The organism is Allomuricauda sp. TY007 (assembly GCF_010468565.1).
Classification (GTDB): Bacteria; Bacteroidota; Bacteroidia; order Flavobacteriales; family Flavobacteriaceae; genus Flagellimonas.
Genome location: NZ_WUEG01000014.1, coordinates 171,181 through 196,879, shown reverse-complemented (window position 1 = coordinate 196,879; position 25,699 = coordinate 171,181). Strand labels below are relative to the sequence as shown.

Sequence of the window (25,699 nt, the reverse complement as noted above, 5' to 3'; positions counted from 1 at the left end):
TTAACAAAAAAAGCACTTAGACTTTTTACAGATAGATCTAATCTAAAGGTGGGTCACTTTGGCCCGGCGGGGGTGGGTCACTTTCGTCCGGCCAGCTATGGTCACTTTAACCCGGCGAGGGTGGTATACTATGTCCGGCGTTTCCACTTTATGAGAGGATAGGAGAAAATGATAAAAAAGTCCATTTCAATAGCAAATACAGTGCCTTGAAAAACGAAATTGTTAACGACCCCTCCCTACCCCTTTCCGTTCCAAATAAAATATACAAACCTGACATTCTCGTTCAAAAGGCAAAATCCGACCTTGCAACTTCGAACTTTCAACCCAACCATCAATATCAAGATATAATCCATACAACCAAAGGAAACTTAAACATTGAGGTTTCAAAAAAGATGGTTCCCAGGGCACTAAGGTTCATGAATTCCTTGATCAAATTACTTAGGAAAAGAGGTCATGCCATTGAAATTGATGGATATAGCACTTATGCCATAGTATTTGACGAAAAAATCAATATACGCTGTCGTGAAAAATCAAAAAGAGTGCTTGTCAAAAAAGAGCGATGGACAAATTATGAATACCAAGCAAGCGGTATTTTAATGTTAAAAATGGAAGCAGATTACATCTTGAGAAAAGATTGGGCAGACAGTAAAAATGAACTTTTGGAGGAACAACTCGCCAAAATACTGACCAAACTAGAGTTGACGGCCAAACAGTTGAAAAAAGAAAGAATCGAAGCAGAAGAATGGCAAAGGAGGTACCAAGAAGAACAAAAAATCAAACAGGAACTTCAAGACCGGAAGGACAAAGAACTTCAATCCCTGAAATCACTTTTCAAGGACATGAAAAGACATGAGATGACCGTTAGGCTCAGAAGTTATGTCCAAGAATTCAAAAGCCACAAGGAATCCAACGATGAACTGACCGAGGATATATTGCTTTGGCTGGAATGGGCCAATGAGAAGATCGAATGGTTCGACCCTATGATCGAAAGGGAAGTTCCTTTGTTGGAAGGTATCGAACGAAATTCCCTTGTGGAAACCGAAACAAAAAGATCAAGTCTGTTTTATCCCTAAACCAACTATCAGAAAAAGTTTCTGGAAAAATAAATTGCCTTGGCCAAAATAAATAATCAAAATCAACTAAAAGAAGGCAAGGGAAAGAGCTAAAATTAAATTTGACGCCCTTTGAATTAGTATGTAAAAAGATCTAGTGTCGACAGTAAAAAAAGGCCAATGTTTTACCTATGTTGTACCAATACAAAAAAAGCCCCTCAAAATTGAGGAGCTTTTAACGTAAGTTTCAGAAAACTTAAAAGTGCGGGTAAAGGGAGTCGAACCCCCACGCCTTGCGGCACCAGATCCTAAGTCTGGCGTGTCTACCAATTCCACCATACCCGCATTTAACAATATTTTAAGAGCTTAGACTTGACTAGATCCTAAGTCTAGCGTGTCTACCAATTCCACCACACCCGCGAAATGGAGTGCAAATATAAATCAATTTTCCGATTTGCAAATCCACTGCCCCGAAAAACTTGTTTTTTGTACTTTTAGGGTCCTTTTTAATTCATATATGAAAGACATACATAATTACATCAGCACCAACAAGGACAGATTTATCAACGAGTTGATCGACCTCTTAAAAATCCCCTCCATTAGTGCCGATAAGGCATACGCCAAGGATGTTTTGGAAGCCGCTAAAGCTGTAAAAAAATCTTTGGACGAAGCAGGTTGCGAAAACACCGAAATTTGCGAAACCAATGGGTATCCCGTGGTGTATGCCGACAAAATCATCGACCCAAACCTGCCAACAGTGTTGGTTTACGGCCATTACGATGTGCAACCCCCAGACCCTATAAACCTTTGGGATTCCCCTCCTTTTGAACCCGTGATCAAAAAAACCGAACTACACCCAGATGGTGCCATTTTTGCCCGTGGGGCCTGTGACGATAAAGGCCAGTTTTTTATGCACGTAAAGGCGGTGGAATATATGATAAAAAATGACTCACTGCCCTGCAACGTAAAGTTCATGATCGAAGGCGAGGAAGAAATAGGAAGTGATAATTTGGAAGATTTCCTAAAGGAAAACAGCGAAAAATTCAAAAACGATATCATCTTGATCTCCGATACTGGAATGATCAGCAACGATACTCCTTCCATAACAACAGGCCTACGCGGACTTAGTTATGTTGAAGTGGAAGTGACCGGAGCGAACAGGGACTTGCATTCGGGAATTTACGGAGGTGCAGCACCCAACCCCATCAATGTGTTGTCCAAAATGATAGCTCAACTACATGATGAAAACAACCATATCACCATTCCGGGGTTCTATGACAAGGTTGAAATCATATCTGATGAGGAACGGGCAGAAATGGCCAAAGCACCATTTGATTTGGAAGCTTATAAAAAATCCTTGGACATTGATGATGTTCATGGAGAAAAGGGATATTCCACACCGGAACGTTTTGGAATACGACCAACCTTGGATGTGAACGGTATTTGGGGAGGTTACACAGGTGAGGGTGCAAAAACCGTAATTGCCAGTAAGGCCTACGCCAAAATTTCCATGCGATTGGTTCCAGACCAAGATTGGCACGAGATTACGGATTTATTCACCAAGCATTTTGAGTCACTGGCACCAAAAAGTGTCAAAGTAAAGGTTACCCCGCACCATGGAGGACAAGCCTATGTTACGCCGATAGATAGTGATGGCTACCAAGCGGCCTCGAAAGCCATGGAAACCACATTTGGCAAAACGCCCGTTCCACAAAGAACCGGAGGAAGTATTCCCATTGTGGCCCTTTTTGAAAATGTTTTTGATAGCAAGACCATTCTTTTGGGCTTTGGGTTGGACAGCGATGCCATCCACTCCCCCAACGAGCATTTTGGGGTCTGGAACTTTTTAAAGGGCATTGAAACCATACCTTACTTCTACAAATATTATACGGAGATGAAGGCCTAAAGTTTTTTAACGTATTTGGTAATGATCACAATTTGTTGACCATCTACCTTGCCTTCAATATATTCGGCATTTTCGTGATCCAGGGAAATCCGTCGCACGGCGGTTCCCTGTTTTGCGACCATGCTGGAACCTTTAACTTTTAAGTCTTTTACCAGTACAACACTGTCGCCATTTTCCAAGATATTGCCGTTTACATCTCGGTGGATTATTTTTTCACTCTCCTCTTCTCCTTCACCCGTAGCTTTGGCCCACTCCAATGTTTCTTCTTCCAAATACATCATATCCAAAAGATCTTGGGGCCATCCTTCGGATTTTAATCTGTTCAGCATACGCCAAGCCACAACTTTAACCGCATCGTGCTCGCTCCACATACTATCGTTCAAACATCTCCAGTGGTTGGAATCCACATTATCAGGATTTTCTATTTGATCGATACAAGTGGCACAGCCCAGAAGACTACCGTCCACCCCTCCTGTGGAAATTGGAGGAACTTCATATACCTGTAAATTTTCTATTGCCCCGCATAATTCGCAAGTATTTCCACTTCTGTTTTGTAAGTCCTCCAATAATCCCATGATATTCAAATTTGAAGGCAAACTTAACATTTTAGGATATTATAATGACTTCTTATCATGATAAATAAACTCTACATTTGTAGAATTAAAATTTATATTCTATGTTTGTAGAACAGTAGTTGTAAAAAACTTGAAAATGCAGTTATCTAAATCCGAAGAGGAGTTAATGAATATAGTTTGGAAATTGAAAAAGGCCTATATGAAGGACATATTGGATGCCTACCCCGAACCGAAACCAGCGACCACAACAGTGGCAACGCTTTTAAAGCGTGTAGCGGACAAAGGCTTTATAGCCTACAATAGCGTTGGTAGAAGCAGGGAATACTATCCCTTGGTAAAGAAGAAGGATTATTTTTCGAAACACGTGAACGGGCTTATAAAAAATTTCTTTAACGACAGTGCTAGCCAATTCGCCTCATTTTTCACCAAAGAGACCAACTTGAGCAAAAGTGAGTTGGAAGAATTGAAAAAGTTGATCGACAACGAAATCAAAAAGAAGTAATGATGTTGACCTTCCTTTTAAAATCGACTGCCTGCATGGCCATATTCATGGTCTTCTACAAATTGGTGCTGGAAAAAGAGAGCATACACCATTTTAAACGATTCTTTCTTTTGGGAGCATTACTGGCATCTTTTATAATTCCCAATCTGGTTTTTATCGAATATATTGATGCCGTTGAACCCACCATCAATTCAATTACTCCTAGCACTGACCCTATTTCTGATGCCGTTGTTGCACAAACCATCCCACAGACTTCATTTTTTGACTGGCAACTTATGTTGTGGCTCATTTATGGATTGGGAGTTATTGGATTCGGACTTCGCTTTATTGCAAATCTGTTCCGAATACGTTTACGCATCAAAAAGAACCCCAAGTTCAAGGAAAATTTTGTGACCAAGGTGCTTTTGAATCAATCACTACCCCCACATACATTTTTGAACTACGTCTTTTTAAACCAAAAACAACACGAGGAAAACAGTATTCCACAGGAAGTTCTATTGCACGAGGAGACCCACGCCATTCAGCGGCACAGTTTGGATATCATTTTTATCGAACTGGCTCAAGTTGTGTTTTGGTTTAACCCTTTCATCTATTTTTTTAAATCATCCATCAAGCTAAACCATGAATTTTTGGCGGATAAAGCCGTAGTCAACAAAAACAAAGAATATTCACATTATCAAAACACCATCTTGTCGTACTTATCATACGATATTGAAACACATCAGTCAATCGGCATTGCAAATGCCATAAATTATTCATCAATCAAAAAACGTTTTACAGTCATGAAAACAAACACATCCAAAAAATCATTTGTATTCAGGAGTCTTTTGCTTCTGCCCCTTACGGCCCTATTGTTATTTGGGTTTAGTGAACATCGTCAAATTAAAAGAGAGGTTGCTGCCGACCATATCATCACCATGGAACTTTTGAGCAATGAAACTGTACAAATCCAGAATGACATTGTCCAGTTTAACGAAGTTGCCCAAGTTTTGAATAAAGAGTACCTATCTACTTATGACTTTGAAATAGCCAAGGTGGAAATCACTGCTGACCAATCTGTACATCTCAACACTATAAATGATTTGTCCAAAGAAATAAGAACCACTGGCATTGATTTAATCGAGGTATTTGCCAATGAGGTCATCATGGAAAAAAATCAGTTTAAGGAAAAGATTCCTATCACTCCAACCACAACCAAGTTACATGCCAACAGGATGACAATGGTTGAAAATAACGCACAATTCCAGCAACAAAGCGCTACCCGAGAGGAAATGAAAGAGTACAATACTTTGGCCAAAAAGTACAATGAAATGGACCGAAACCACATGACAATTAAAAAGAGTGAGGTGATACGCTTAAAAGAAATCTATGGTAAAATGTCCGAGAAACAACGTGCGGATGCCGAACCCTTTCCTGATTTCCCACCTCCTCCGCCGGCACCACCAGCTCCCGGAGCCACAAAACCTCCAATGCCTCCTTCAGCCATTACAAACGTAAAAGACATAAAATCTATAGTGCCACCCGGTCCAGCAGCACCTCCTGTACCACCAAAACCAGTGGAGCACATCAAGAAAATGGCAGCTAAGGGAGCAACATTTATGTTCAATGGAAAAGAAATAACCGCTAAAAAGGCCATTGAGATTATGGAAAACAATAACAAAATAAATATAGATTCAAGAGGCTCCAAGGATAAAAAGCCAATCGTAAGACTTTCGGTGGACCCCATTGAAATAGATAACTAGATGTTCATCCCATACAATGTTAAAAGCCCCTTAATTGGGGCTTTTTATGTAACAAATCCATAAAAATTGCGTTCTAATAATCTATCAATCAAAGAGAACACTTTATGTTACAACGCTTTTTCATCTTCTGCTCGGGTGCGGACACCCAAATCCTAGAGACTTGTTCCAATGGGGAACGCAACAAATACGCCGGCATCGGTGCCACCGTATTCTTTACCGCAGTAATGGCTTTTATTGCATCGGGCTATGCCCTTTACACGGTTTTTGACAATATTTACACTTCCATTTTCTTCGGATTGATATGGGGCTTGCTCATTTTCAACTTGGACCGATACATTGTTTCCACCATTAAAAAACGTGACAATTTTAAAGGGGAACTGCTTCAAGCAGCTCCTCGAATCGTCTTGGCTCTGATCATCGCCGTAGTGATTTCCAAACCGTTGGAGATGAAGATTTTTGAGAAAGAAATCAACCAAGTGCTCTTGGAGGAGAAAAATGCCATGACCTTGGACAACAAGGAACAATTGGCGCTCCAGTACACCCCGAAAGTTGAAAGCCTTAACCAAGACATTGCCAACCTGAAGAATGAGGTTGCGACCAAAGAGGCAGAGACCAACGCCCTTTACGATACCTATATTTCCGAGGCCGAAGGCACTGCTGGCACAGGATTGTTGGGTAAAGGCCCAGTATACAAGGAAAAACGCGAAAAACACGACGCAGCATTAGCTGAACTCAATGCCTTGAAAGAAACAAACAGCGATAAAATTGAAAACATCGAAGCACAGATTGCCGCCCTCCGAACCGATTACGATACCGCAGTTGCCAATTCCCAACCCATTATTGATGGCTTTGACGGATTGATGGCTCGCATCAATGCTTTGGGCAAATTGCCGTGGTTTCCATCATTCTTTATCTTTTTATTGTTCTTGGCCATCGAGACAGCTCCCATCATTGCCAAATTATTGGCCCCAAAGGGCGAATACGATTATAAATTTGAAGAGCAGGAAAGTGTAGTGGCTACATGGGTGACCCAAAAAGTGGAGCAGCGTAAATTATTATTGTCTACCGATGGGGAAATCAATCAGCAGATCTATGCAGACATAAAAAACGAGGAAGAACTATACCGCTACAAAAAGCAAAAAGCAGAGGAGTTGTTGCGCTTACAAGCCGATTCCTTCCACAACGTACAGGTAAAGGGGCTTTAGTCAACAATTCCCATATTTTTTAATAAGAAAGAGGCATTCATATTCTGGCAAACCCCTTCTTTGAACTTATAATCGAAGAATAATTCGCCGTTTACGATCTGTGCATCAAAATAGCGGTTTTCCACTTCGGGAAGTTCGTCGGCAAGGGTACAAAGGCTTAAATCGTGTGTGGCCACCATTCCCGTGGACCCATTTTTTACCAAACGCTCCACAAATTTTTTGGAACCTTCAGCCTTGTCCACGCTATTGGTGCCTTTTAGGATTTCGTCCAGAATCACGAAGCAATCTTCTTTCTCCAACTCTTCAACTATGTATTTCAAGCGTTTGAGCTCCGCATAAAAATAGGAAGTCTCGTCCGCCAAAGAATCCGAGGAACGCATACTGGTCAACAAGCGAACAGGATTGTATTGTACTTCTTTTCCTTTAACAGGTAATCCCATATTCGCCATCACGATCTGCAGGCCCACGGCACGTAAAAAAGTACTTTTACCAGCCATATTGGCTCCAGTAACTATACAGAAACGTCCTTTTCCTATCTTAAAATCATTCAAGATATTTTTTTCAGGGTCTACCAAAGGATGCCCGGTCTCCTTTGCACTTATCACGATATCCCCCTGCACTAAACTTGGATAGGTATGATCGGGATGATTAAAGGCATAAGTTCCCAAGGTGATGTAGGCATCAAACTGGGCAATGGCAGCAAACCATCCTTCCACCGCTCCCCCATAGGTTGAAATCCAAGATTCAACAGCATGGGCATAATAAACACTGTACAGACCAAGACCTTGGGCAAAAAATGAAACAATCAAATTGAATTGTTGTTCAAGCATGGTCGTACTTTGGGAGAAACGTTTCAGTATTTTTGAGGTCTTCTCGCCTTTTACCTCTAATTTCTTCTGAAGTTCTTGAAGCAATTCCGAGTTGAAGGTATGCTCTTCCAATTCAGAAATCAACCGTTGATGCTGTTGGATGGTTTCCTGCGCTTCGGACACCCTTGTGGTGAATGCAATGATGTTCTTTGCATAGCGACCAACAATCCCCAAACCTAAAACATACCAAAAAAGTATCAAGCTTTCTGGCACCTGACCCATAAAAGCCAAAGTGATTAACAAAATTGACAACAAGGCAAAAATCGGAGGAACGATTCTCGCCCACTTGGGCATGAACGATTTGTGGTTTTTCATCCAGTCAGAGACCACATCGGGCGATATTTTGGGTTGGGTCTCCCCAGCCAATGCTGAAAAATGTTGCCGCCACTCGGGCAAATTAGCTAACTCTTGAATCGCGGCTTGTTTTTGGGCGATATCCTTTGGATATCCGTCCAATAATAGTCCAGAAAACACTTCTCTTCCTTGCTGCAAAGTGGTCCGGTTGGCATACTGATAAAAAGAACCCCTACCAAACAAATCCAAATCCTGTGCATACGGATGGTCGGGTTTCAAAAATTCCTTTCCATCAGGCAAATGGTGAAACCTTCGGGCCAAAATATCCAATTCCGTGCCATTGATGGCAATGAGTCGTTGCAAGTATTCCTTGTGCCGTTTTACATTGCTAAAACGGGTAACCAGATATAAGAAAAGTACAATACACAAAGGCAACAATACAAAAATGGCCGTTGTGCCCCACAAAAAATAAATCCCGAGTGCCAACGCCACAAAAACAGCTAATCGCAAGGTGGCCAATAGACCCAATTTCTTTTTAATCTGTTGAAGTTCTTGTTGGTGTTTTTCTCGCTGAGAAGTGTAAAAACCTTGTAAATCCTGCATCTAATATCAGCCTAAATTTTGTAGCTCTTGTTGAAGTTTTTTGGTGAGACTGGCCACGACCAGATCATACGAATGATCGATAAGTTCCTTGACCAACATTGGGGGCAATTGCTCTATAAAAAGTGTATTCCAATGCGTTTTGCTCATGTGGTAGCCCGGATTGATGGCTCCATCATATTCCTCTCGAAGTTCCACCGCGCGTTCGGGGTCGCATTTTAAATTGCATTGTGATGGTAGTCGTTCCAAAGGAACCAAAGCGAACATTTTGCCCATTACCTTGAACACCAAAGTGCTTTCATCAAAAGGAAATTCTTCGGTCACTCCTTTTTTGGATATGCAAAGCCCCCTAAGCTCCTCTACATTCATTGCTTGATGCCCTGAGAGTCATAAACGATAACTTTCTCCCAAAGGTCCTCGCACTCTTCAATAAATACCTTGTGCGGTGCTTCATCTTGATAAGCAGCCTGATCTTCGGCAGATTCAAAAGATAAAATCAAGGAGTAGGTAAAAGAATCGTCCACCACGTCGCGAATCGCCTTTGGCGGTTTCCCAATAAACTTTGTTTTCGCATATTGGGAATTGTTCAAAAATTTGGTCAAAGAAGCCTCAAAAGTAGCTCTCGCCTCTTGACTATCTGGATTCTTGAACCAAAAATATACCACGTGGGCAAATGTGTGGTCAAAATTATTCATATCGTTTTTGTTTTCTACACAACTGGAGGCCAATACACCTACCAAAAGCAAGGTTATGATTTTTGTTTTCATGTTATTCTTCTATAAATTGTTTTTCCCTGTTCGATATTTCCAAGGCGGAATAATCCAATGTCCACCCAATGGTCTCTACGATTTTCTCCACGACCAAAACGGCCTGCAAGGCTTCATTTTTTGCGGTTTCCATTAACCCACTCTCTGGTATTTTCTGTTTGATATGCTCCTTGGCCTCTTGATTGAGATTGGTTAAATCCGTGGGCGAAAAGCTGTTGAAGATACCATTTTTAATGTCATAAAATTGTAGGTCGGGCTCTATGGACAATACTTCTGGCTCTGGAAAATGGCTTAGAATGATTTTCTTTTTGTCGTTTTCAGCCTTCATATCCAGTTTGTTCAGATCGTAACCGATGTGTGCTTTTGCTTTGATAATGATCAATGCCTTTTTCTTACTTCGGAACAGGCTCATAAAGCTGTCCTTGGTATTCTCGTAATGATAAATCTCTGCAAAATCCCCTTCAACGGAAACGAGTTTGCACACGCTGCGTATCTTGTTCAGGATTACGGTGGATTGTTCTTCGGTAATTTCTTTGTTCCTTTTTTTTCGGAACAGGGAAAAGAGCCAATACATAAGTATTGCACCCAAAATCAACCCTAAAACAATATCTACAACTTCACCCATGTTACTTTCCTATTTCACCCAAATGGGTAAACTTGAATCCTGTTTCATACTTTAATCCGTAACCGAACATTCGGTCCAAAGCGGAGTGTGAAAATATAATTATTCCGCATAGTTTTAAAATTGGCATATCCAAAAAACTTGCGCCGACAATATAAAGCAATATTCCAATTCCTTTGTGGTGAAAAATGTTATAAACCAAGGCTCCAGTTTTGTTTCCAAAAAGATAACCAAACATTCCTATATCAGGAGCTAGAATCAGCACCAGAAACCACCACCATTGCAAATCTAGCTGCATAAAAATAAAGAAACCAAAAAATAACATCATGGCCTCTTCCAGTTTAAGTGTTGTTTTCATTTATTGGTTTTCAATTTTATACAAAACGGGCCTACTTGGGCTTGCATCGTTCTCAAATGGTGCTACTTGCAGGTTTAAAAAATAGGTGCCGTCCTCTACAGGGTTGGGCACGTAGATAAACTCCGTGATGGTCGCTTTGGTTCTCGGTTTTCCATTCATGTTCCAAAAGGCCTTGTGCGCCAAAAGCTCGCCCCCATCCCTTTCCTTATCCACGGACGGAAGGTCCACGAGCAAATGCTCCACCCCTTTTTTTACCAGATGTTTGGCTGCTGCCTCAGTTAAGTAGGTGGGATTGGTGTCCGAATATTTTTTGGAACGCTTATAGCCCAAATTGGGCATGGTACGGATAACCACTGCTTGCCTTTTTTTGTTGCCCAAAGCGTATTTTATTTGCTTTTCCGAAATCACAAAATCTTCTCCCATATGCTCGGGCGCTACGGTAATTACCTCAGCCAAAAAGAAAAACTTTTTCAGCTTTTTATTGATGGAGTTGAACTCTTCGGATATATGTCCCAAACACTCCGTATGCGTTACGTGCGAATGTGGGTTGAACCAAATATCGTTGAAATTGGTGGACGCTCCCTCGGTTACCTTGCCCACAAATCCATCCTCCTCGTGCGGTGTGATTTTTGGTGGGTCCAAATACCAAGCGTTCACGTTTTTGTCGCCACCTTTGAGCGGTATGGAAATATCAAGGGGTTTGGTCAAGTCTATTTTATAGTTTCGGGAGTTGTGTTTTATTGAGGCAATCATTTAAGCTAAACTAGTTTTTGGTAATTAAGTCAATTCATTTGATAAATGCAATAATTCGCTATTTTTTGGTTAAAATCGGTTAACTTCATACCTAAGTCCAAAGTTGGAAATCAATGGGTATTATTCTATTAAAACTGTATTTTAATATCTTGAAACATTGTACAACATATTGACCCAGAATAAATTTGAATAAATTATATCTTTGAAATGTGGAAAAAATTGGAGAAATAGAAATTCGAGTTGTTGGTAAGTCTGGAAACCAAGATTTAAGCCCTGACAATTATGACATTAAACATATTGCATCCATTTTGCAGAATGTTGAGGATTTGCTATTTCCTACAAACAAAAAAGACAGACCAATTATTACCTACGACATTAAAGAGGGTTCTGTTCGACACCTATTCAAAACCACAATTCAAACCGTAATTGGATTTAGCGCAGTTTTATCTCAAGTTCAGGCAAACGAATCAATCGATTTTCTTGAATTAAAGACTGCTAGAGCAATTGAAAATATTCAAAATCTATCACGTCAAAAAAATTACGAATTTCAAATAAAGACGTCGCTAAATGATAGTTATGAATTAACTATCAATCCGAATACAAAATTCATCAGAACAGAAAATATTTGGGTTGATGCAGAATTTTATTTTTATGGTATTTTAAAAGATGCTGGCGGTAAAAGCAAGGCCAATATACATTTAGACACAGATGATTTCGGATACTTATCAATTGAGACTGGAGAAGAATTCCTAAAAGAAAGAGAAGAAAACTTACTTTATAAAAAATATGGTGTTCGAGCTAAAGGCAAACAAAATATTGAGACTGGAGAAGTTGACACCAAATCCCTTCAATTAATCGAGCTTATTGATTATCAACCAAAATTTGATAATGACTACCTGAATTCTCTTATCAAAAAAGCCAAGGATAGCTGGAAAAATGTTAATCCTGACGAATGGCTCTTAAACTTAAGAGGAGGTTATGAAGCATAGTGTCTTATTAGATACAAGTTTTTTCATCAGGCTTCTTAACGATGAAGACCCACTTCATAAAAATGCAGTTGGATATTTTAGATACTTTTTAGAAAACGACATCATACTAAAAGTTTCTACAATTTCAATAGCAGAATACTGTGTCCTGGGAAATTTAGAAGACATACCTTTAAAAAATATTCAAATCGTTCCGTTTAACTTAAAAGAAGCCCAGAAAACAGGACAATTTGCGAATATAATTTTTACAGAGAACAAGGTAAGTGAAGAAAAGTTATCTCCAAGAGCAATAATACCGAATGATTCCAAACTATTTGCTCAAGCCGACTTGGACAAATCAATCACACATTTTGTAACCTCTGATGTTCGTTCAAAAAGTACACGTGCGCTCTTGAAAAAAAGAACTAATCCAAAATTTGAGATTATCTCTATTGATATTCCATTTACTGAAACTTTTGGTATTTTAGACATTTAAAAAACGTTAAAAAATGACCATTTGCGCAACTCATTAAATTAAGGGATAAGAAATACACTAGCTTATCTCAGGAAAAACAAATCACTCGCAATACCATCTACCAAAAACTTGCCTTTTTTGGTCGTGAGCAATTTTCCACCTTCCAAAACAAGTAAACCTTGTTTCAGAAATTTGGAGGATTGTCGGTTGAGATATTTCAGGTGGTTTTCTCCAAATTCTGATGCAATTCTACCCAAATCAACGCCCCAGATAGTCCGTAGGCCCGTCATCACATATTCGTTGTACCTATCCGTAGTGGAAAGTGTTTCGATTTCCATGGGCAAAGCACCTTCGGTTATTTTTTTAATGTAGGTCGGGTTGTTTCGGATATTCCAACTTCGTTGTTTTCCATCAAAAGAATGGGCCGATGGTCCCACTCCCAAATAGGTTTTGCCCAACCAATAAGCCGTGTTGTTTTTGGAGAAGTAATCAGGCTTACCAAAATTGGAGATTTCGTAATTGACAAAACCGGCTGCTTCCAACATATCCACCAGAATATGAAACTGTTCTTGGGCCTGTTCATCATCCACATCGGGAACAACCCCTTTCTCTATGAACTTTTTAAGGGCAGTTCGAGGTTCCACGGTCAAGGCATAGCTGGAAATATGTGGCAGACCAAAATCCAATGCTTTTTGGATATTGGCTTTCCATCGCTCATTGTCCATTCCTGGAATCCCGTAAATCAAGTCGACAGTGATGTTGTCAAAATACTGCGTAGCTTCTTTGATACATTGTTCCGCTTCTCCTGCATTATGGGCACGGTTCATCTGCTTTAAATCTTCATCAAAAAAGGATTGAATGCCGATGCTGAGGCGGTTAATGCCTGCTTTTTTATATTCTGAAAAGAGGTCTCTCGACTGCCTGTCCGTCCGGCAGGCGGGCGCTCGAGATGACACCAAATCATCGGGATTGGCTTCCAAAGTGATTTCTGGATGGTCAATTACTTTGTAATTGTCATAAACGGCTTTAATAAGTTGCTCGATTTCCTCGGCTGTAAGAACCGACGGTGTTCCACCTCCAAAATAGATGGTTTCGATGGCATCATCAACCTCCGTTTTACGCAGAACCAGTTCTTTGGCAATGGCATGGACCATGGCTTCCTTTTTTCCCAATTGTGTGGAAAAATGGAAATCACAGTAATGGCAAGCTTGCTTGCAAAATGGAATGTGAATGTAAATTCCGCTCACTCAATTGTTATTTGATCTTATCCGGATTCTGTTTGATAAAAGCCTCCCAACCCGTATAGCTTTTCCCGACCTCTACCCTGCCTTCGTTGTAGAAATGGCAAACTGCTGCGGCCAATCCGTCCGTGCTATCGAGGTTTTTGGGCAAGGATTTCAATTTTAGGACGCTCTGGAGCATTCGGGCCACTTGTTCTTTGCTCGCGTTACCGTTCCCTGTGATTGCCATTTTTATCTTCTTGGGCATATACTCGGTAATCGGGACTTCCCTGGATAACCCAGCAGCCATCGCTACACCTTGGGCGCGACCCAATTTTAGCATGGATTGCACATTTTTGCCGTAAAAAGGGGCTTCAATGGCAATTTCGTCGGGGTGATAGGTGTCGATGAGCTCTAGGGTACGCTCAAAAATAAGTTTGAGTTTGGTGTAGGGATCATCATACTTTCGCAGCATCAACTCGTTCATTTGCACAAAGTGCATCTGTTTGTTGATAACCTTGATGATGCCGAAACCCATGATGGTGGTTCCAGGGTCTATTCCCAATATTATTTTTTCTGTTGCCAAATTAGTTGGTGTTTAGTACCAGTGGGAGCCTAAAGCGCAGACTTACCGGGTTTCCTCTTTTTAATGCGGGCGCCACGGTGGTCAAATCGTTCAAACGTTCGGAAATTTTGCTGTTGAAATCGGATATCTCATTCAATACGGAGGTCTTTTCTTCGACACCTAACACGGAGATAAAACCATGTTCATCAATCAAAAAATCGATATAAACCGTATCGTTCATATCATTCCTAACCTGAAACTTGAGTCCGGCCAAGGCTTCGGAAAAATACTCGGTTATCACATTTTGGAAGCACTCTTGCTGGGCATCTTTTGGGGCGGTTTCATCACAATCCTCAAAAAGGGGGTATTGATCCACATCATTCCAATCGATGGCCAAAAGCTCTTCATTCACCAATTTTTGGGTCTTGTCCTCCTTGGACTCGAACAGCTCGCAGGATACGAGCAAACCCATAAAAATGATCAATAAAACATACTTCTGCATGACAGCCCTGATAATTTGGCTGAAATTACGATATTTTGAAGAAATCAGTTGCTGGCAAAGTGGATTTCCTCTTTTATCTCGATAATGCGGTTTTTGGCCCGTTCCTTAAGAAAGGAAACCATTTCTGGGTACATCTCCAACAACTTTTCGTAATAGCCCAAGCGTGTTTCAGGGTCTTTGTAATACTCGTCCGCCAAGACACAGACTTGATAGTAATTGTAAAAGTTGTCTTTGTTCTCTGTCCAAGCCTTTACATAGTAATCCATGGATTTTTTGGTCTGCCCCTTCAGGCGGGCAATACGACCAAGGCTTGCATATTCCTGCGGGAAGGAAGCCATTCGCTCCTCAATGGATTTTTCAATATAGTATTGCGCACTGTCCAACTCCTTTTCTTCAAAATGCACTTTGCCCAATCCTGAATAGGCAACTGCCAATTTATCGGGAAATGACCTCAACTTGTGATAGGCTTCCAGTGCCTTTTCCGGCTCCCAGTTTCGAAAGTAACAAAAGGCCAATTTCTCGTAAACAAAGGGTTTTTCCTCGCCCAACTCCAACAATCGCTCAAAATGGGGAATGGCCAATTGAAACTGTCCGTTGTTAAAGAAAGCCAATGCCTTTAAGTTGACCATCACCACATCGTTCTCATAAAACCGAAGGCCCTTATCGATATAAACCAAGGCAGAATCCTTTATTTCCTGACCTACGTAATATTTGCCCAAAGAATATAAGCTACGTAAATGGGTGCTATCCATTTCCAAAGCGGTTTTGAATGCTTTGTTCGCTTTGTCCGTTTCTTTCACGGATTCATAGGTTCTGCCTAAATAGTAGAAATATTCGGGATTTTCCCGTTTTGAAGACGTCAAAATATTGAAGGCTTCTAATGCTGGGCCATAATTTTTGGTTTTGAACAATAGTTTGCCCAGTTCAAAGCGTGCCAGGTCAAATTCAGGGTTGTTGTCCAATAGGGCCGTATATTGGGCAATGGCCTTATCATAATTTCCTATGGTGTTGTAGGCCCTTGCTATCTGAAGATTTGATTTTTTGTTCCCCACCTTCGCATACGCATTGATGGCCGAGGTGTAATTACCCTGAGCATATAAACTATCGGCAATGGTCAAAGCCGATGATTGTGCACTGGCTTTGAAAGAGAACAAAATTATTAGTATATAGCTAGCCCTTAGTTTCAGCATTTACTGTTATCATTATATCCATTAAAAAAGTCTTTTTTCTACTCTGACCAACTTGTTGGGAAGACCTATATATTGGAATTTCAACATCTCACCCTCATTAACAGCAATTTTAAAGTTCCCATCAAAGTTTGAAACAACACCTTCCTCTTTACCTTCAATGGAAATATTTACCCCTGGCAATGCCATAGATGCTTCGTCCGTTACTTTGCCGATGAAGTAGGACACATTGTTTCTATCGGACAAAACACCCCCTACTTTCATCCCCTCATTCTGAGAATCATCAGGTTGAGATTCTTGCTTAGTCTGACTTTTTAACCTAAAGGTTATTGGTATAGCGAAAGGAACTTTTACTGTTTCACCTTCATGCTTTCCTGGTTTCATTTTAGGCAAGCGTTCTATTATTCTGACAGCTTCATTTTCCAATAACTCGTGTGGACCACGCTTCCCTATGTCTGTAATTATTCCATCTTTCCCAATCACAAAAATCACACTCACCCTACCTTGAACACCCAATTCTTGAGCTTTTTTAGGGTAATTAAAATGTTTTTTAATATGCTTCACAATCTGTTCATTGAAGCAAGCTCTTTTATCATCAGCATCTTCGCATCCCGGAAAGACTGGAACCTCATCAACGTTCGCAAACGGAACCCCAAGTCCTTCCCCTCTTTGCTCACTGATTTCCTCTTCATCATTCCCTTGGAGCTTAAAAACTATGGGAATGGAAAAAGGTACCTTGACCGTCTTACCTTCGTGTTTGCCTGGTTGCATTTGTGGTAATTTTGCCAAAATCCGTTCCGTTTCTTCTTCCAAAAGTTCGTGTGGGCCTCTCATTTGTATATCGACTACATTTCCTTCTGTATCAATTATGAATATGGAAGAGACCCTTCCTTGGACCCCAAGTTGTTGGGCAGCTTCGGGATAATGAAAGTTTTTGCGGATATGTGCCTGTATTTTTTCCTGAAAGCATGCTCTTTTATCATCAGCGTCTTCGCAACCTGGAAAAACGGGTACTTCATCTATTACGCCAAATGGAATAGAAACAGTCCCTTCATTAGAGATACTTTCATCCTTGTTAATTGTCATTTTAAGCCTGATATTTTTCCTATCAACTATTTCCAATGTAGATACCTCTTTGCTATTACCTAATTCTTTCAAAAGTTGATCTCGCTTAAATTTTTCGTCTTCCGTTAACGATCCGATGTCACCCACTTTTAAAGTGACTATATTATTTGCGTCGCCATAACCAACAACAACCATTTCCTCCTCCATTGGAACTACTCCTATCTCTTCTGCTTTTGATTCATTTTCGCTCTCGCAAGAGGTGTAAACCAACATCCCAAAAACTAGGGGCAACAACAATACGTACTTTAATTGCCATACGGCTTTGGATTTCTTTTTTTGTAACATGACTATTCGTTTTTTGATTAATGATTTCGTAAAAAATTGATTGACAAAACTGATGTTATGTGTTTGGAACGCTTCGGACAACAGCATCTCAAAATGTGCCACCTTGTTTTGCTTGACGGCTTTTTCATCCGCAATAAACTCGTGCAATTCGGCAATTCTCTTTTGATAGATATACACCAAGGGATTAAACCAGAAGACGATTCGGGCCATTTCAAAAAAGAGGAGGTCCAAGGTGTGCCATTGCTTTACATGCACCAATTCGTGAGCCAGAATATTGGGCTCCTTGTCCTTTTTGATTTCCTCGCCCATAAAAATGCTTCGGAAAAAGGAAAAAGCGGAAGTACTTTTAGGTACTGTAACCTTTGTGAAGTCTTGATAATTCTCCACAACACTTTTACGGCGGAGTCTACTTATTTGAATCAACTTGTACACGAACCAAATAGCGGCCAATATACTCCCCACGCCCAAAACCAAATACGGCCAAGAGATACGTTCCAGAAAACTGGTTTCTTCTGCGCCAGGGCCGAGCACCACTCCGTTCAATTGCGTGAGAAATACAGTTGTGGTCTCCAACTCCTGTGGCATAGTGGTTTGCAGCGCTTGGATCTTTACCCAAGGCAATAGGAGTGAAAGGGCAAACGTGCCCAACAGATAGGCGCGGTTCCATTGAAAAAAGGTCTCTTTTTTTAGAAAAAGGTCGTAAGTCAACAAAAAGACCAGTTGAAACGCTAAAGATTCCAATATATAGGTAATCATTGCTCGTTGTCTTTAATGTTCTTCATGATTTCTTCGAGTTCCTTCAAGCTGATGTCGTTTTTCTTCATAAAAAAGGATACCATGCTGCTAAACGATCCTTGGAAATATCCATCCATCAATTTGTTCAGGCTCTGATTACTGTACTCTTCCTTTTTTATTAAAGGAAAGTACACATGCCCCTTGCCTACTTTTTCGTGCGACACAAAGCCTTTGTCCTCTAAAATTCTGACAATGGTGGATACGGTATTATAGGCTGGTTTGGGTTCCGGCAATTCTTCTAAAATGGCGGCTACATTCCCCTTTTCAATTTTCCAAAGGAGCTGCATTACTTCTTCTTCTGCCTTGGTAAGTTGTTTCATTTGATACGTTTTAGTTGTTATTCCCGAGAAATCGGGAATCCAATTCATATTCCTTAAAATCTGAGCTGAATCCTTGAAAATTAGTTCAGATTTCTCATTTTGACTTCGACTGCGCTCAGTCTGACAATTCGAAAATGAGTTGTGGAATTGCAACTCATAAACCCAAAAATGGTTTGAGATTTCTCACTCTCGCTATGCTCAGTTCAAAATGACACTGCTAATATAACTAAATATTTAGTTTAAACTAATTTTTTAGTTGAAAAATGAAGAAAAAAGCCGCCAGCGTAGTATACTGGCGGATAATTATTTAGAAAGTTACGGTAACCTTTCCACGCAAATAGAAAGGCGTGCCTGGGGTAAAATGAATCTCTTCAAACGAGTTGGGTTCGTTGAATAAACGGCTTTCAGTAGCGAACTGTGTTTCGTTCCATTCGGTGTCGAACAGGTTTTCCACAATCAGTCCAAAAGTCCAATTATTTACAGTATAATTCAAGGTGGCATCGGACACGAAGTAGCCTTCCGCTACGATGGAATTGTCCTCGTTGGCAGGTCTGTCATCGATATACCTATAGTTCAATCCCCCTGAAAAGCCTTGATTACCTCCCAAAGTAAGACCACCGACCATGGTAAAATCGGGTGCCAAGGGTATATGATCCTCCCCATCAGCGGCTTCGGTGCTACGGGCATGGGTATAGTTGGCATCTGTATATAGATAAAGCCAATCCAATGGCTGATACCTTGCCCCTACTTCAATTCCCATTCTTCTAGTTTTTCCACTGGGCTCCACAATACCTGCATCCCCCACGTACACAAACTCCTGATCCAAGAACAAAGTCCACAAGGTGGCGTTCAAAACCAATTTATCAGCTGGTTTTATGATGGTTCCCAAATCCACACCGTAAGCGGCCGGAAGAATTTCCTCGCCTCCGTTCGCTACCACCACTCGGGTGTCGTTGGAGTGAAACCCAATTCCTGTTTTCAAGAACAACTGAGTATTCTCCGACGGACTGTAAATAGTATTGAATTTAGGACTAAAAGCCACTTTTTCCTCACTACGGCTATCGTATAGCTCGCTCATTTTGTTGATGTAATCGAACCTGAAATAATCCAATCGAAGTGCGGGTTCAAACGTAAATTTTCCCGATTTGAACTCTGCTCCGGCAAAAGCATAACCATTGACCTCGTCCACATCACCGTATGCCAAACGTTCCAATAGTTCTTGACGGTTCAGGGTATGGGACAACTGGTTATCGTCCACATTATCGTATCTGAAACCGATTCCCGCATTGTATTTGAATCCCATGCCGCCCAAATTGGCCGAATTGTTCTGAAAAACCGTCTTGGCACCCGCCAGCAATCGGTCTTCAAACTGTTTGATCTGGTCCCCATTCACGGCATCTTCCAAGAAAAAGGTGAAATTGGAATAGAGTTCAAAATCATAATGCGATACAAAGGCCATCGTATTGAGCGATTTCCCCGTTCCCAAGTTCTTGTTATGGTTCAAAACAAAGTTGGTTCGGCTCGTTTGCCCTCCTTCGGTATCATCAATGGCTCCAAAACGACTGATCAAGCCTTGGTCTACCGCACGTTGTGGTATTTGGCCGGATGCATCCCACTTACTGGAAAAGTGCGAAGCCGTCAACAACAGCTCCTGATCACCGGACAATGCATAGCGGTATCTACCCATAATATTGATTCGATTGAAGTTCTGTGGCGACTCAAACGGGCCATCCGTCAAATACAGTTCGGAAGCCAAGTAAGCATTACTGTTTTGGTTGTCCATCACATTGAGCATCCCTACAAACCTACGGGCACCAAACTGTCCCACTTCGGTGGACAGCATGCTCTGGTCCAAGCTTTTCCTAAGCCCCAAATTCACATAACCGGCGGTATTGAAGTTCCCCTGGTCAGCGTAGTAAGGTCCTTTGCCAAAGTTTACATTTTCAATGGTCTCCGGAATCACAAAATGAAGGTCCGCATACCCTTGACCATGGGCATGGGAGACCATATTCACAGGCATACCGTCCACATTAATGGCAACATCGGTTCCGTGGTCCACGTCAAAGCCCCGCAGGAATATTTGCTCGGCCTTGCCCCCACCAGCATGTTGGCCAATAATCAGGCCAGGGACTTTTCGCAAAATTTCCTGTGAGGATTTTACGGGATTCGTTTTCACATCCACATCCACCACCCTACTCAAGGCATCCACTTCGGATACCAAAACCACTTGATCCAAAGAAATAGAGCTCTCTTTAAGGACAATGGTCATCGGGTTCTGTAAATCAGATTGATTTACCACTTTGGTTTGGGTGGCATACCCAAGTTTTGAAAAATAAATGGTATCGTTTACCGAAGTCCTGTCCAGAACAAAATGTCCTGTTCCATCGGTGTGACTGTGTTGTCCGCTGGTCTTGTTAAAAATTCCAGCGTCCTCTATCGGGGAACCAGCTTCATCCACCAGTTTTCCTTGTACGTTTTGCGCAGCAATAATGCCCATGAACAGCATGGACAATACCGCCATAAAATATTTCATGTCGTTGTCTTTTAATTTGATTTGTGTAAATAAGTCTGAACAATGGAAGCACTAGACCCAGTTCCAAAAGATTGGAACCTGTCCTTAAAATCGGCCTAGCTTAATTCAACTATGTTGGGGAGGAGGCGTGGTTACACCTACGTCCCAAAAAGAAGTACTGGATCGATAAACCCAATTTCGCTCAGTAATCGGCAAGGTTTTTATTTCGGTTGAAACATGGGTTTCTTCAACAAAATGCTTGTCCAATTTAAAACTGATATCATCTTTGGATTCCTGCTCATTAGACTGATTGGCCTCCAAGAGTTGTTTTAAGGCTTCCAAAGCTTCGTGCGAGTGCCCTGCCATAGCCTCTAACGAAGAATAATCAATAGCTTCGTGATCTGATGTAAAATTATGATGGTGGGTCTTAGGAGCCAAAACGTGTGATACCTCGTGAAGGGTCTCCAACACCAGGCCATTGAAAAGCCCAACTATATAAAACATGCACATTACGGCACATCCCATTCGGATGAACTTTGATTTTGTATGTGCTATATTCGGTTTCACGACCTTTTGATAATCGGTTTCAAATGTACCTACGAAAAAATTAAGAGTAGGGTTTTATTTTGATTTTGTTTGTAACAATTGTCAGTTACATTTGTCTAACAATAAAACACAGCCATGGACATTGCACTACTTATTTTAGGCTTTCTTTTGATGCTGGTCGGGATATTTGGCAGTTTTTTGCCTGTTTTGCCCGGTCCGCCCATAAGTTGGGTTGGACTGTTATTGCTCTACTTGACCAAAGCCGTGCCTAACAACTGGTGGGTTTTGGGTGTGACTTTTGTTATTGCCATTGCCATAACCATTTTGGACTACGTGATTCCCGCTATGGGCACCAAACGTTTCGGCGGCAGTAAAGCTGGGATGTGGGGTACCATTGTAGGGTTATTGGTCGCTATATTTGTTCCCATTTTTGGACCATTGGGCATTATTATTTGGCCTTTTATTGGTGCATTGGTCGGAGAATTGCTGAACAAGGCCAATAAAGAAACCGCCATGAAGGCGGCTTTCGGTTCGTTTTTGGGTTTTTTGACAGGTACTTTCATGAAGTTTGTCGTAACGCTTCTTTACGCTATATTTTACGTTTACATTACCATCAAGTACGCAGGCGACCTGTTTACGTTTAGTTAGTCAAACCACTCCACTTTATCGGTAATTGGGGTTCTAGCAGATGGAATTACTTCTCCATCAAAATAGCCCATATAGAAAAAGCCCAGGCATTTCTCACCCTCATTCAAATCAAAGAACTCATCCATGTATTTGATGAGTCCAGGAGAAGACCAATAACTGCCTATGCCCAGTTCGGTACAGCACAGCCACATGTTTTGGACCGCCATGGCCACGGAGGCTACCTCTTCCCACTCGGGCAAACTCTCTTTGGGATCTCGCTGCATGCAGATAGCGATCACAGCTCCAGAATTGGAAGGGTTGAATTGCAATTTTTTAATCTTCATCTGTTTCGGTTTGGGGTCAACTTCCTCATATTTATTGGAAAGAAAAACGCCCAATTCCTGCTTCTTTTCCCCAGTGAGTACTTTAAAGCGCCAAGGTTCTGTTTTCTTATGGGTTGGGGCCCAGTTGGCAGCCTCCAAAATCTTTTCCAAGGTTTCCGTTGCTATGGGCTTATCAATATATTGTGGAGGAAAAATACTTCTTCGTTGCTTGATCAAATCAAAAATCATATTGCTGAATTAAGTTGAATTCCAAAGTTACGCTGCAAAACCTTGCTATCATAATTTCAAAAGGAGGTCCATACATTTTTGAAGCGCAGGGTTTCTGTTATCCGTTTTCCAGACCATGCTCAACACCGCACGTTGTTTTATTTTTTTCATTTCTATGAATTTTACTTTCATCTGAAATCCATGCTGAAGCGTTGTCGGCACAATCGCAATCCCAAGCTTATTTTCTACTAGCTTAAAAATGGTCTGAGCATGCACTGATTTATGGGAAACATTCGGCACAAATCCACTATCCTCACAAATACTCAGAACTGTATCGTAGTACATGGGACTATAATCTTGGGAAAAAAGAATAAAATCCTCATCCGCCACTTGATTGATGTTCTTAAAATTGTCTTCATCCAAAGGATGGTCCCCAGGCAGCACCAAGGAAAAAGTGTCCTCAAAAACAGGTCTCACATCCAATCCTTTGGGCACGCGGGACAATCGCACAAAGCCCAAATCCAATCGGTCCGCCAATATCGCATTGATTTGCGCTCGATTGGACAGCTCCTCCAAAGTGGTATGGACTGTTGGAAACTTTTCCTTCAGTCCCAACAATAAATTGGGCACCACATTTTGCATGGCCGAACCCAAAAAGCCAATACGCACCTCCCCCAATTGTCCTTCCCCAATCAGTTTTACCTGTTTTTTAGTCTGTTCGAGGTGATTCAAGATAAATTCCACCTCCTTTTTTAAAAACTCCCCAGCAGGTGTGAGGCTTACTTTTTTCTTGTCCCGAACAAACAATTGGGTGCCCAAAATTTCTTCCATCTGTTTGATTTGCGTACTCAACCCAGGTTGTGAAATAAACAGTTTTTCGGCTGCTTTTCTATAGTGAAGCTCTTCGGCCACGGCCAAAAAATAGATAAAATGTCGAAGCTCTATTTGATAATTCATACTTATTGATTATTACGAAAATAAGTATTGGCAATTATTAATCATAACCTTTAACTTTATTCAAAAGAAAAAACATGGCGATAGACCGAACATTTCAATTTGGTGAAGACCATTTAACCGCAAGCATAGCTTTGGGTATGGCCCATGGCTCCATAAAAGGTATTCTTACCGATGAATGCCTCAAAAATGTGAATGCCAGTTACCAACGTGTACAGCGTATTGTTGAAAAAGGCGATACCGTGTACGGCATCAATACGGGTTTTGGCCCCTTGTGCAGTACAAGAATATCAAAGGAAGACACCAAAATCCTTCAATCCAATATACTAAAGAGTCATAGTGTGGGAGTGGGAGAACCCATCTCCACGGAGTTGGCAAAAATCATGCTCATTCTTAAAATCCACGCCTTGGCGAAAGGTTTTTCGGGTATTGCTGAAACTACTTTGCAACGGATGCTTTGGCATTTGGAGAACGATGCCATTCCCGTGGTTCCCTCACAAGGTTCGGTCGGTGCTTCTGGGGATTTGGCTCCATTGTCCCATCTCTTTTTGCCATTGATTGGCTTGGGTAAAGTAGAATACGAAGGAAAGACCATTCCAACAAAAGAACTTTTCGAACAGAATGGATTGCAACCTTTGGAATTGGGCCCAAAAGAAGGACTCGCTTTGATCAACGGAACCCAATTTATCGCTGCACATGGGGTAATGGTGGTTCACAAACTACAATATTGTTTGCGACATGCCGACATTATCGGCGCTATGATGTTGGAGGGACTTCAAGGCTCTATGAAACCATTTTATGAAGAATTGCATGAACTGCGACCTTTCAAAGGCAACCAACACGTAGCGGGCAGGATACGCACCCTACTCCAAGGTTCCGAGATTTTGGAAGACCATATCGATTGCGAACGGGTGCAGGACCCCTACTCCCTTCGTTGTATGCCACAGGTGCACGGGGCATCGCGCAATGCTTGGCTCCACCTCAAGGAATTATTGGAAATAGAACTCAATTCGGTAACCGACAACCCTGTAATCATCAATGATGAATTGACCATCAGCGGTGGGAATTTCCACGGACAGCCTTTGGCCATGGCTTTGGATTATGCCGCATTGGCCGCTTCGGAAATCGGAAATATATCCGACCGACGCATCTATTTGGCACTCGAGGGCAACAGTCCAGGTGTTCCCAAATTGCTCATGAAGGACACGGGCATCAATTCGGGCTATATGATTTTGCAGTACACATCGGCCGCCTTGGCCAGCGAGAACAAAAGTTTGTGTTTCCCCGCCAGTGCGGACAGCATTCCGACTTCATTGGGACAGGAAGATCACGTAAGTATGGGCTCCATCAGCGGTAGAAAAGCACTCAGCATTATTGAAAACGTGGAGAAAATCCTGGCTATCGAATTGTTGACCTCAGCACAAGCCTTTGAGTACAGAAAACCGTTGAAATCGGGCGTTCTGTTGGATGAAATCCATACATTTCTTAGAACCAAGGTCGCCTTTGCCGAAAATGATCGTGTTTTTGCAGACGATATTGAAACAGGAATCGAAATCATTCAAAACAGGGAAATCATCGATTTGGTAGACCGTGTGATGGACCAAAAACAACTGAAGTGGAACACCCCACATCTTGAAGCATTTGAAATGTATTAAACCAAACCTCTGTGGATTTGAAGTCCATAATTTTTAAAAGAGTAATGAAATTGTAAACCGTTATTAGGTTATTCAGTTATTTAGACAATATGCTTCAACAACTCAATAATCTATAACTTAATAACTCTTATGACGATAATGTTTGTAGAAACTGGAAGTCTTGCACTAAA

Annotated in this window: 26 protein-coding genes and 1 tRNA gene; 9 read left to right on the top strand and 18 right to left on the bottom strand. The window is 41.3% G+C overall.

Annotation, left to right across the window (positions count from 1 at the left end):
• Positions 1 to 206 precede the first annotated feature (206 nt).
• Positions 207 to 1,073 carry a hypothetical protein gene (locus GO009_RS14850; protein ID WP_163627264.1) on the top strand — a complete coding sequence of 289 codons (867 nt, stop codon included), beginning with the start codon at positions 207 to 209 and terminating at the stop codon, positions 1,071 to 1,073.
• 242 nt (positions 1,074 to 1,315) lie between these two features.
• On the opposite strand, the gene GO009_RS14845 is transcribed toward GO009_RS14850, so the two are convergent.
• Positions 1,316 to 1,397: transfer RNA gene (locus GO009_RS14845), tRNA-Leu, on the bottom strand.
• A 172-nt stretch (positions 1,398 to 1,569) separates the two neighbouring features.
• On the opposite strand from GO009_RS14845, the gene GO009_RS14840 reads away from it, so the two are divergent.
• A complete protein-coding gene (locus tag GO009_RS14840) occupies positions 1,570 to 2,958 on the top strand; it encodes a dipeptidase (protein ID WP_163627261.1) in 1,389 nt (462 codons plus the stop codon).
• Here GO009_RS14840 and GO009_RS14835 read toward each other — a convergent pair.
• Entirely contained in the window at positions 2,955 to 3,533 is a 579-nt protein-coding gene (locus GO009_RS14835) for an alkylphosphonate utilization protein (RefSeq protein ID WP_163627259.1), read from the bottom strand. The genes GO009_RS14840 and GO009_RS14835 overlap by 4 nt on opposite strands.
• A 136-nt stretch (positions 3,534 to 3,669) precedes the next feature.
• Here GO009_RS14835 and GO009_RS14830 point away from each other — a divergent pair, with 136 nt between their 5' ends.
• The 3 genes from GO009_RS14830 (at position 3,670) to GO009_RS14820 (ending at position 6,982) form a co-directional block, all read left to right on the top strand.
• Complete coding sequence (locus tag GO009_RS14830) at positions 3,670 to 4,035, top strand: BlaI/MecI/CopY family transcriptional regulator (RefSeq protein WP_163627257.1); 366 nt, start codon at positions 3,670 to 3,672, stop codon at positions 4,033 to 4,035.
• Entirely contained in the window at positions 4,035 to 5,777 is a 1,743-nt protein-coding gene (locus GO009_RS17775) for a M56 family metallopeptidase (protein WP_163627255.1), read from the top strand. The genes GO009_RS14830 and GO009_RS17775 overlap by 1 nt, the downstream gene beginning before the upstream one ends.
• A 104-nt stretch (positions 5,778 to 5,881) precedes the next feature.
• The gene (locus tag GO009_RS14820) at positions 5,882 to 6,982 is read left to right on the top strand and encodes a DUF4407 domain-containing protein (RefSeq protein WP_163627253.1); all 1,101 of its coding nucleotides are present in this window, start codon (positions 5,882 to 5,884) and stop codon (positions 6,980 to 6,982) included.
• Here GO009_RS14820 and GO009_RS14815 read toward each other — a convergent pair.
• Genes GO009_RS14815 through GO009_RS14790 form a run of 6 tightly spaced genes read right to left on the bottom strand, consistent with a single transcriptional unit; the run spans position 6,979 to position 11,245 of the window.
• Positions 6,979 to 8,748, bottom strand: a complete 1,770-nt coding sequence (locus GO009_RS14815) for a DNA mismatch repair protein MutS (protein WP_163627251.1) — start codon at positions 8,746 to 8,748, stop codon at positions 6,979 to 6,981. The genes GO009_RS14820 and GO009_RS14815 overlap by 4 nt on opposite strands.
• A gap of 6 nt (positions 8,749 to 8,754) precedes the next feature.
• A complete protein-coding gene (locus GO009_RS14810) occupies positions 8,755 to 9,114 on the bottom strand; it encodes an MmcQ/YjbR family DNA-binding protein (protein WP_163627249.1) in 360 nt (119 codons plus the stop codon).
• Positions 9,111 to 9,512: a Dabb family protein gene (locus tag GO009_RS14805; protein ID WP_163627247.1), complete on the bottom strand. Its 402-nt coding sequence runs from the start codon at positions 9,510 to 9,512 to the stop codon at positions 9,111 to 9,113. The genes GO009_RS14810 and GO009_RS14805 overlap by 4 nt, the downstream gene beginning before the upstream one ends.
• Position 9,513: 1 nt before the next feature.
• Positions 9,514 to 10,137: a DUF4230 domain-containing protein gene (locus tag GO009_RS14800; protein ID WP_163627245.1), complete on the bottom strand. Its 624-nt coding sequence runs from the start codon at positions 10,135 to 10,137 to the stop codon at positions 9,514 to 9,516.
• A 1-nt stretch (position 10,138) separates the two neighbouring features.
• On the bottom strand, positions 10,139 to 10,492 hold the full coding sequence (locus GO009_RS14795) for a DUF4260 domain-containing protein (RefSeq protein ID WP_163627243.1): 354 nt from the start codon (positions 10,490 to 10,492) through the stop codon (positions 10,139 to 10,141).
• Entirely contained in the window at positions 10,493 to 11,245 is a 753-nt protein-coding gene (locus GO009_RS14790) for a cyclase family protein (protein ID WP_163627242.1), read from the bottom strand.
• Between the two features lie 209 nt (positions 11,246 to 11,454).
• On the opposite strand from GO009_RS14790, the gene GO009_RS14785 reads away from it, so the two are divergent.
• Entirely contained in the window at positions 11,455 to 12,234 is a 780-nt protein-coding gene (locus GO009_RS14785; protein ID WP_163627240.1) for a hypothetical protein, read from the top strand.
• Entirely contained in the window at positions 12,224 to 12,706 is a 483-nt protein-coding gene (locus GO009_RS14780) for a hypothetical protein (protein ID WP_163627238.1), read from the top strand. The genes GO009_RS14785 and GO009_RS14780 overlap by 11 nt, the downstream gene beginning before the upstream one ends.
• A gap of 62 nt (positions 12,707 to 12,768) precedes the next feature.
• Here GO009_RS14780 and hemW read toward each other — a convergent pair whose 3' ends face one another.
• The 8 genes from hemW to GO009_RS14740 all read right to left on the bottom strand — a co-directional run bounded on the left by hemW (position 12,769) and on the right by GO009_RS14740 (position 21,721).
• Positions 12,769 to 13,932, bottom strand: coding sequence for a radical SAM family heme chaperone HemW (gene hemW / locus GO009_RS14775; RefSeq protein WP_163627236.1), 1,164 nt, complete (start codon positions 13,930 to 13,932; stop codon positions 12,769 to 12,771).
• Between the two features lie 7 nt (positions 13,933 to 13,939).
• Positions 13,940 to 14,491, bottom strand: coding sequence for a crossover junction endodeoxyribonuclease RuvC (ruvC, locus tag GO009_RS14770; RefSeq protein WP_127137471.1), 552 nt, complete (start codon positions 14,489 to 14,491; stop codon positions 13,940 to 13,942).
• A 1-nt stretch (position 14,492) separates the two neighbouring features.
• Entirely contained in the window at positions 14,493 to 14,972 is a 480-nt protein-coding gene (locus GO009_RS14765) for a hypothetical protein (RefSeq protein WP_163627234.1), read from the bottom strand.
• A gap of 44 nt (positions 14,973 to 15,016) precedes the next feature.
• Positions 15,017 to 16,162, bottom strand: coding sequence for a tetratricopeptide repeat protein (locus tag GO009_RS14760; RefSeq protein ID WP_163627232.1), 1,146 nt, complete (start codon positions 16,160 to 16,162; stop codon positions 15,017 to 15,019).
• A gap of 21 nt (positions 16,163 to 16,183) precedes the next feature.
• A complete protein-coding gene (locus GO009_RS14755; RefSeq protein ID WP_163627230.1) occupies positions 16,184 to 18,325 on the bottom strand; it encodes a M56 family metallopeptidase in 2,142 nt (713 codons plus the stop codon).
• Positions 18,322 to 18,684, bottom strand: coding sequence for a BlaI/MecI/CopY family transcriptional regulator (locus tag GO009_RS14750; protein ID WP_163627228.1), 363 nt, complete (start codon positions 18,682 to 18,684; stop codon positions 18,322 to 18,324). The genes GO009_RS14755 and GO009_RS14750 overlap by 4 nt, the downstream gene beginning before the upstream one ends.
• A 307-nt stretch (positions 18,685 to 18,991) precedes the next feature.
• Complete coding sequence (locus GO009_RS14745) at positions 18,992 to 21,217, bottom strand: TonB-dependent receptor plug domain-containing protein (RefSeq protein WP_163627226.1); 2,226 nt, start codon at positions 21,215 to 21,217, stop codon at positions 18,992 to 18,994.
• Between the two features lie 105 nt (positions 21,218 to 21,322).
• On the bottom strand, positions 21,323 to 21,721 hold the full coding sequence (locus tag GO009_RS14740) for a hypothetical protein (protein ID WP_163627224.1): 399 nt from the start codon (positions 21,719 to 21,721) through the stop codon (positions 21,323 to 21,325).
• Positions 21,722 to 21,877: 156 nt separating this feature from the next.
• Between GO009_RS14740 and GO009_RS14735 the strand changes: the two genes are divergently transcribed.
• On the top strand, positions 21,878 to 22,390 hold the full coding sequence (locus GO009_RS14735; protein WP_163627222.1) for a DUF456 domain-containing protein: 513 nt from the start codon (positions 21,878 to 21,880) through the stop codon (positions 22,388 to 22,390).
• Here GO009_RS14735 and GO009_RS14730 read toward each other — a convergent pair.
• Complete coding sequence (locus tag GO009_RS14730; protein ID WP_163627220.1) at positions 22,387 to 22,941, bottom strand: nitroreductase; 555 nt, start codon at positions 22,939 to 22,941, stop codon at positions 22,387 to 22,389. The two genes, GO009_RS14735 and GO009_RS14730, sit on opposite strands and share 4 nt — an antisense overlap.
• Before the next feature lie 48 nt (positions 22,942 to 22,989).
• Positions 22,990 to 23,877 (bottom strand): LysR family transcriptional regulator, encoded by an 888-nt coding sequence (locus tag GO009_RS14725; RefSeq protein ID WP_163627218.1) that lies wholly within the window; start codon positions 23,875 to 23,877, stop codon positions 22,990 to 22,992.
• 74 nt (positions 23,878 to 23,951) lie between these two features.
• On the opposite strand from GO009_RS14725, the gene hutH reads away from it, so the two are divergent.
• A complete protein-coding gene (hutH, locus tag GO009_RS14720) occupies positions 23,952 to 25,529 on the top strand; it encodes a histidine ammonia-lyase (protein WP_163627216.1) in 1,578 nt (525 codons plus the stop codon).
• Positions 25,530 to 25,699: the final 170 nt, after the last annotated feature.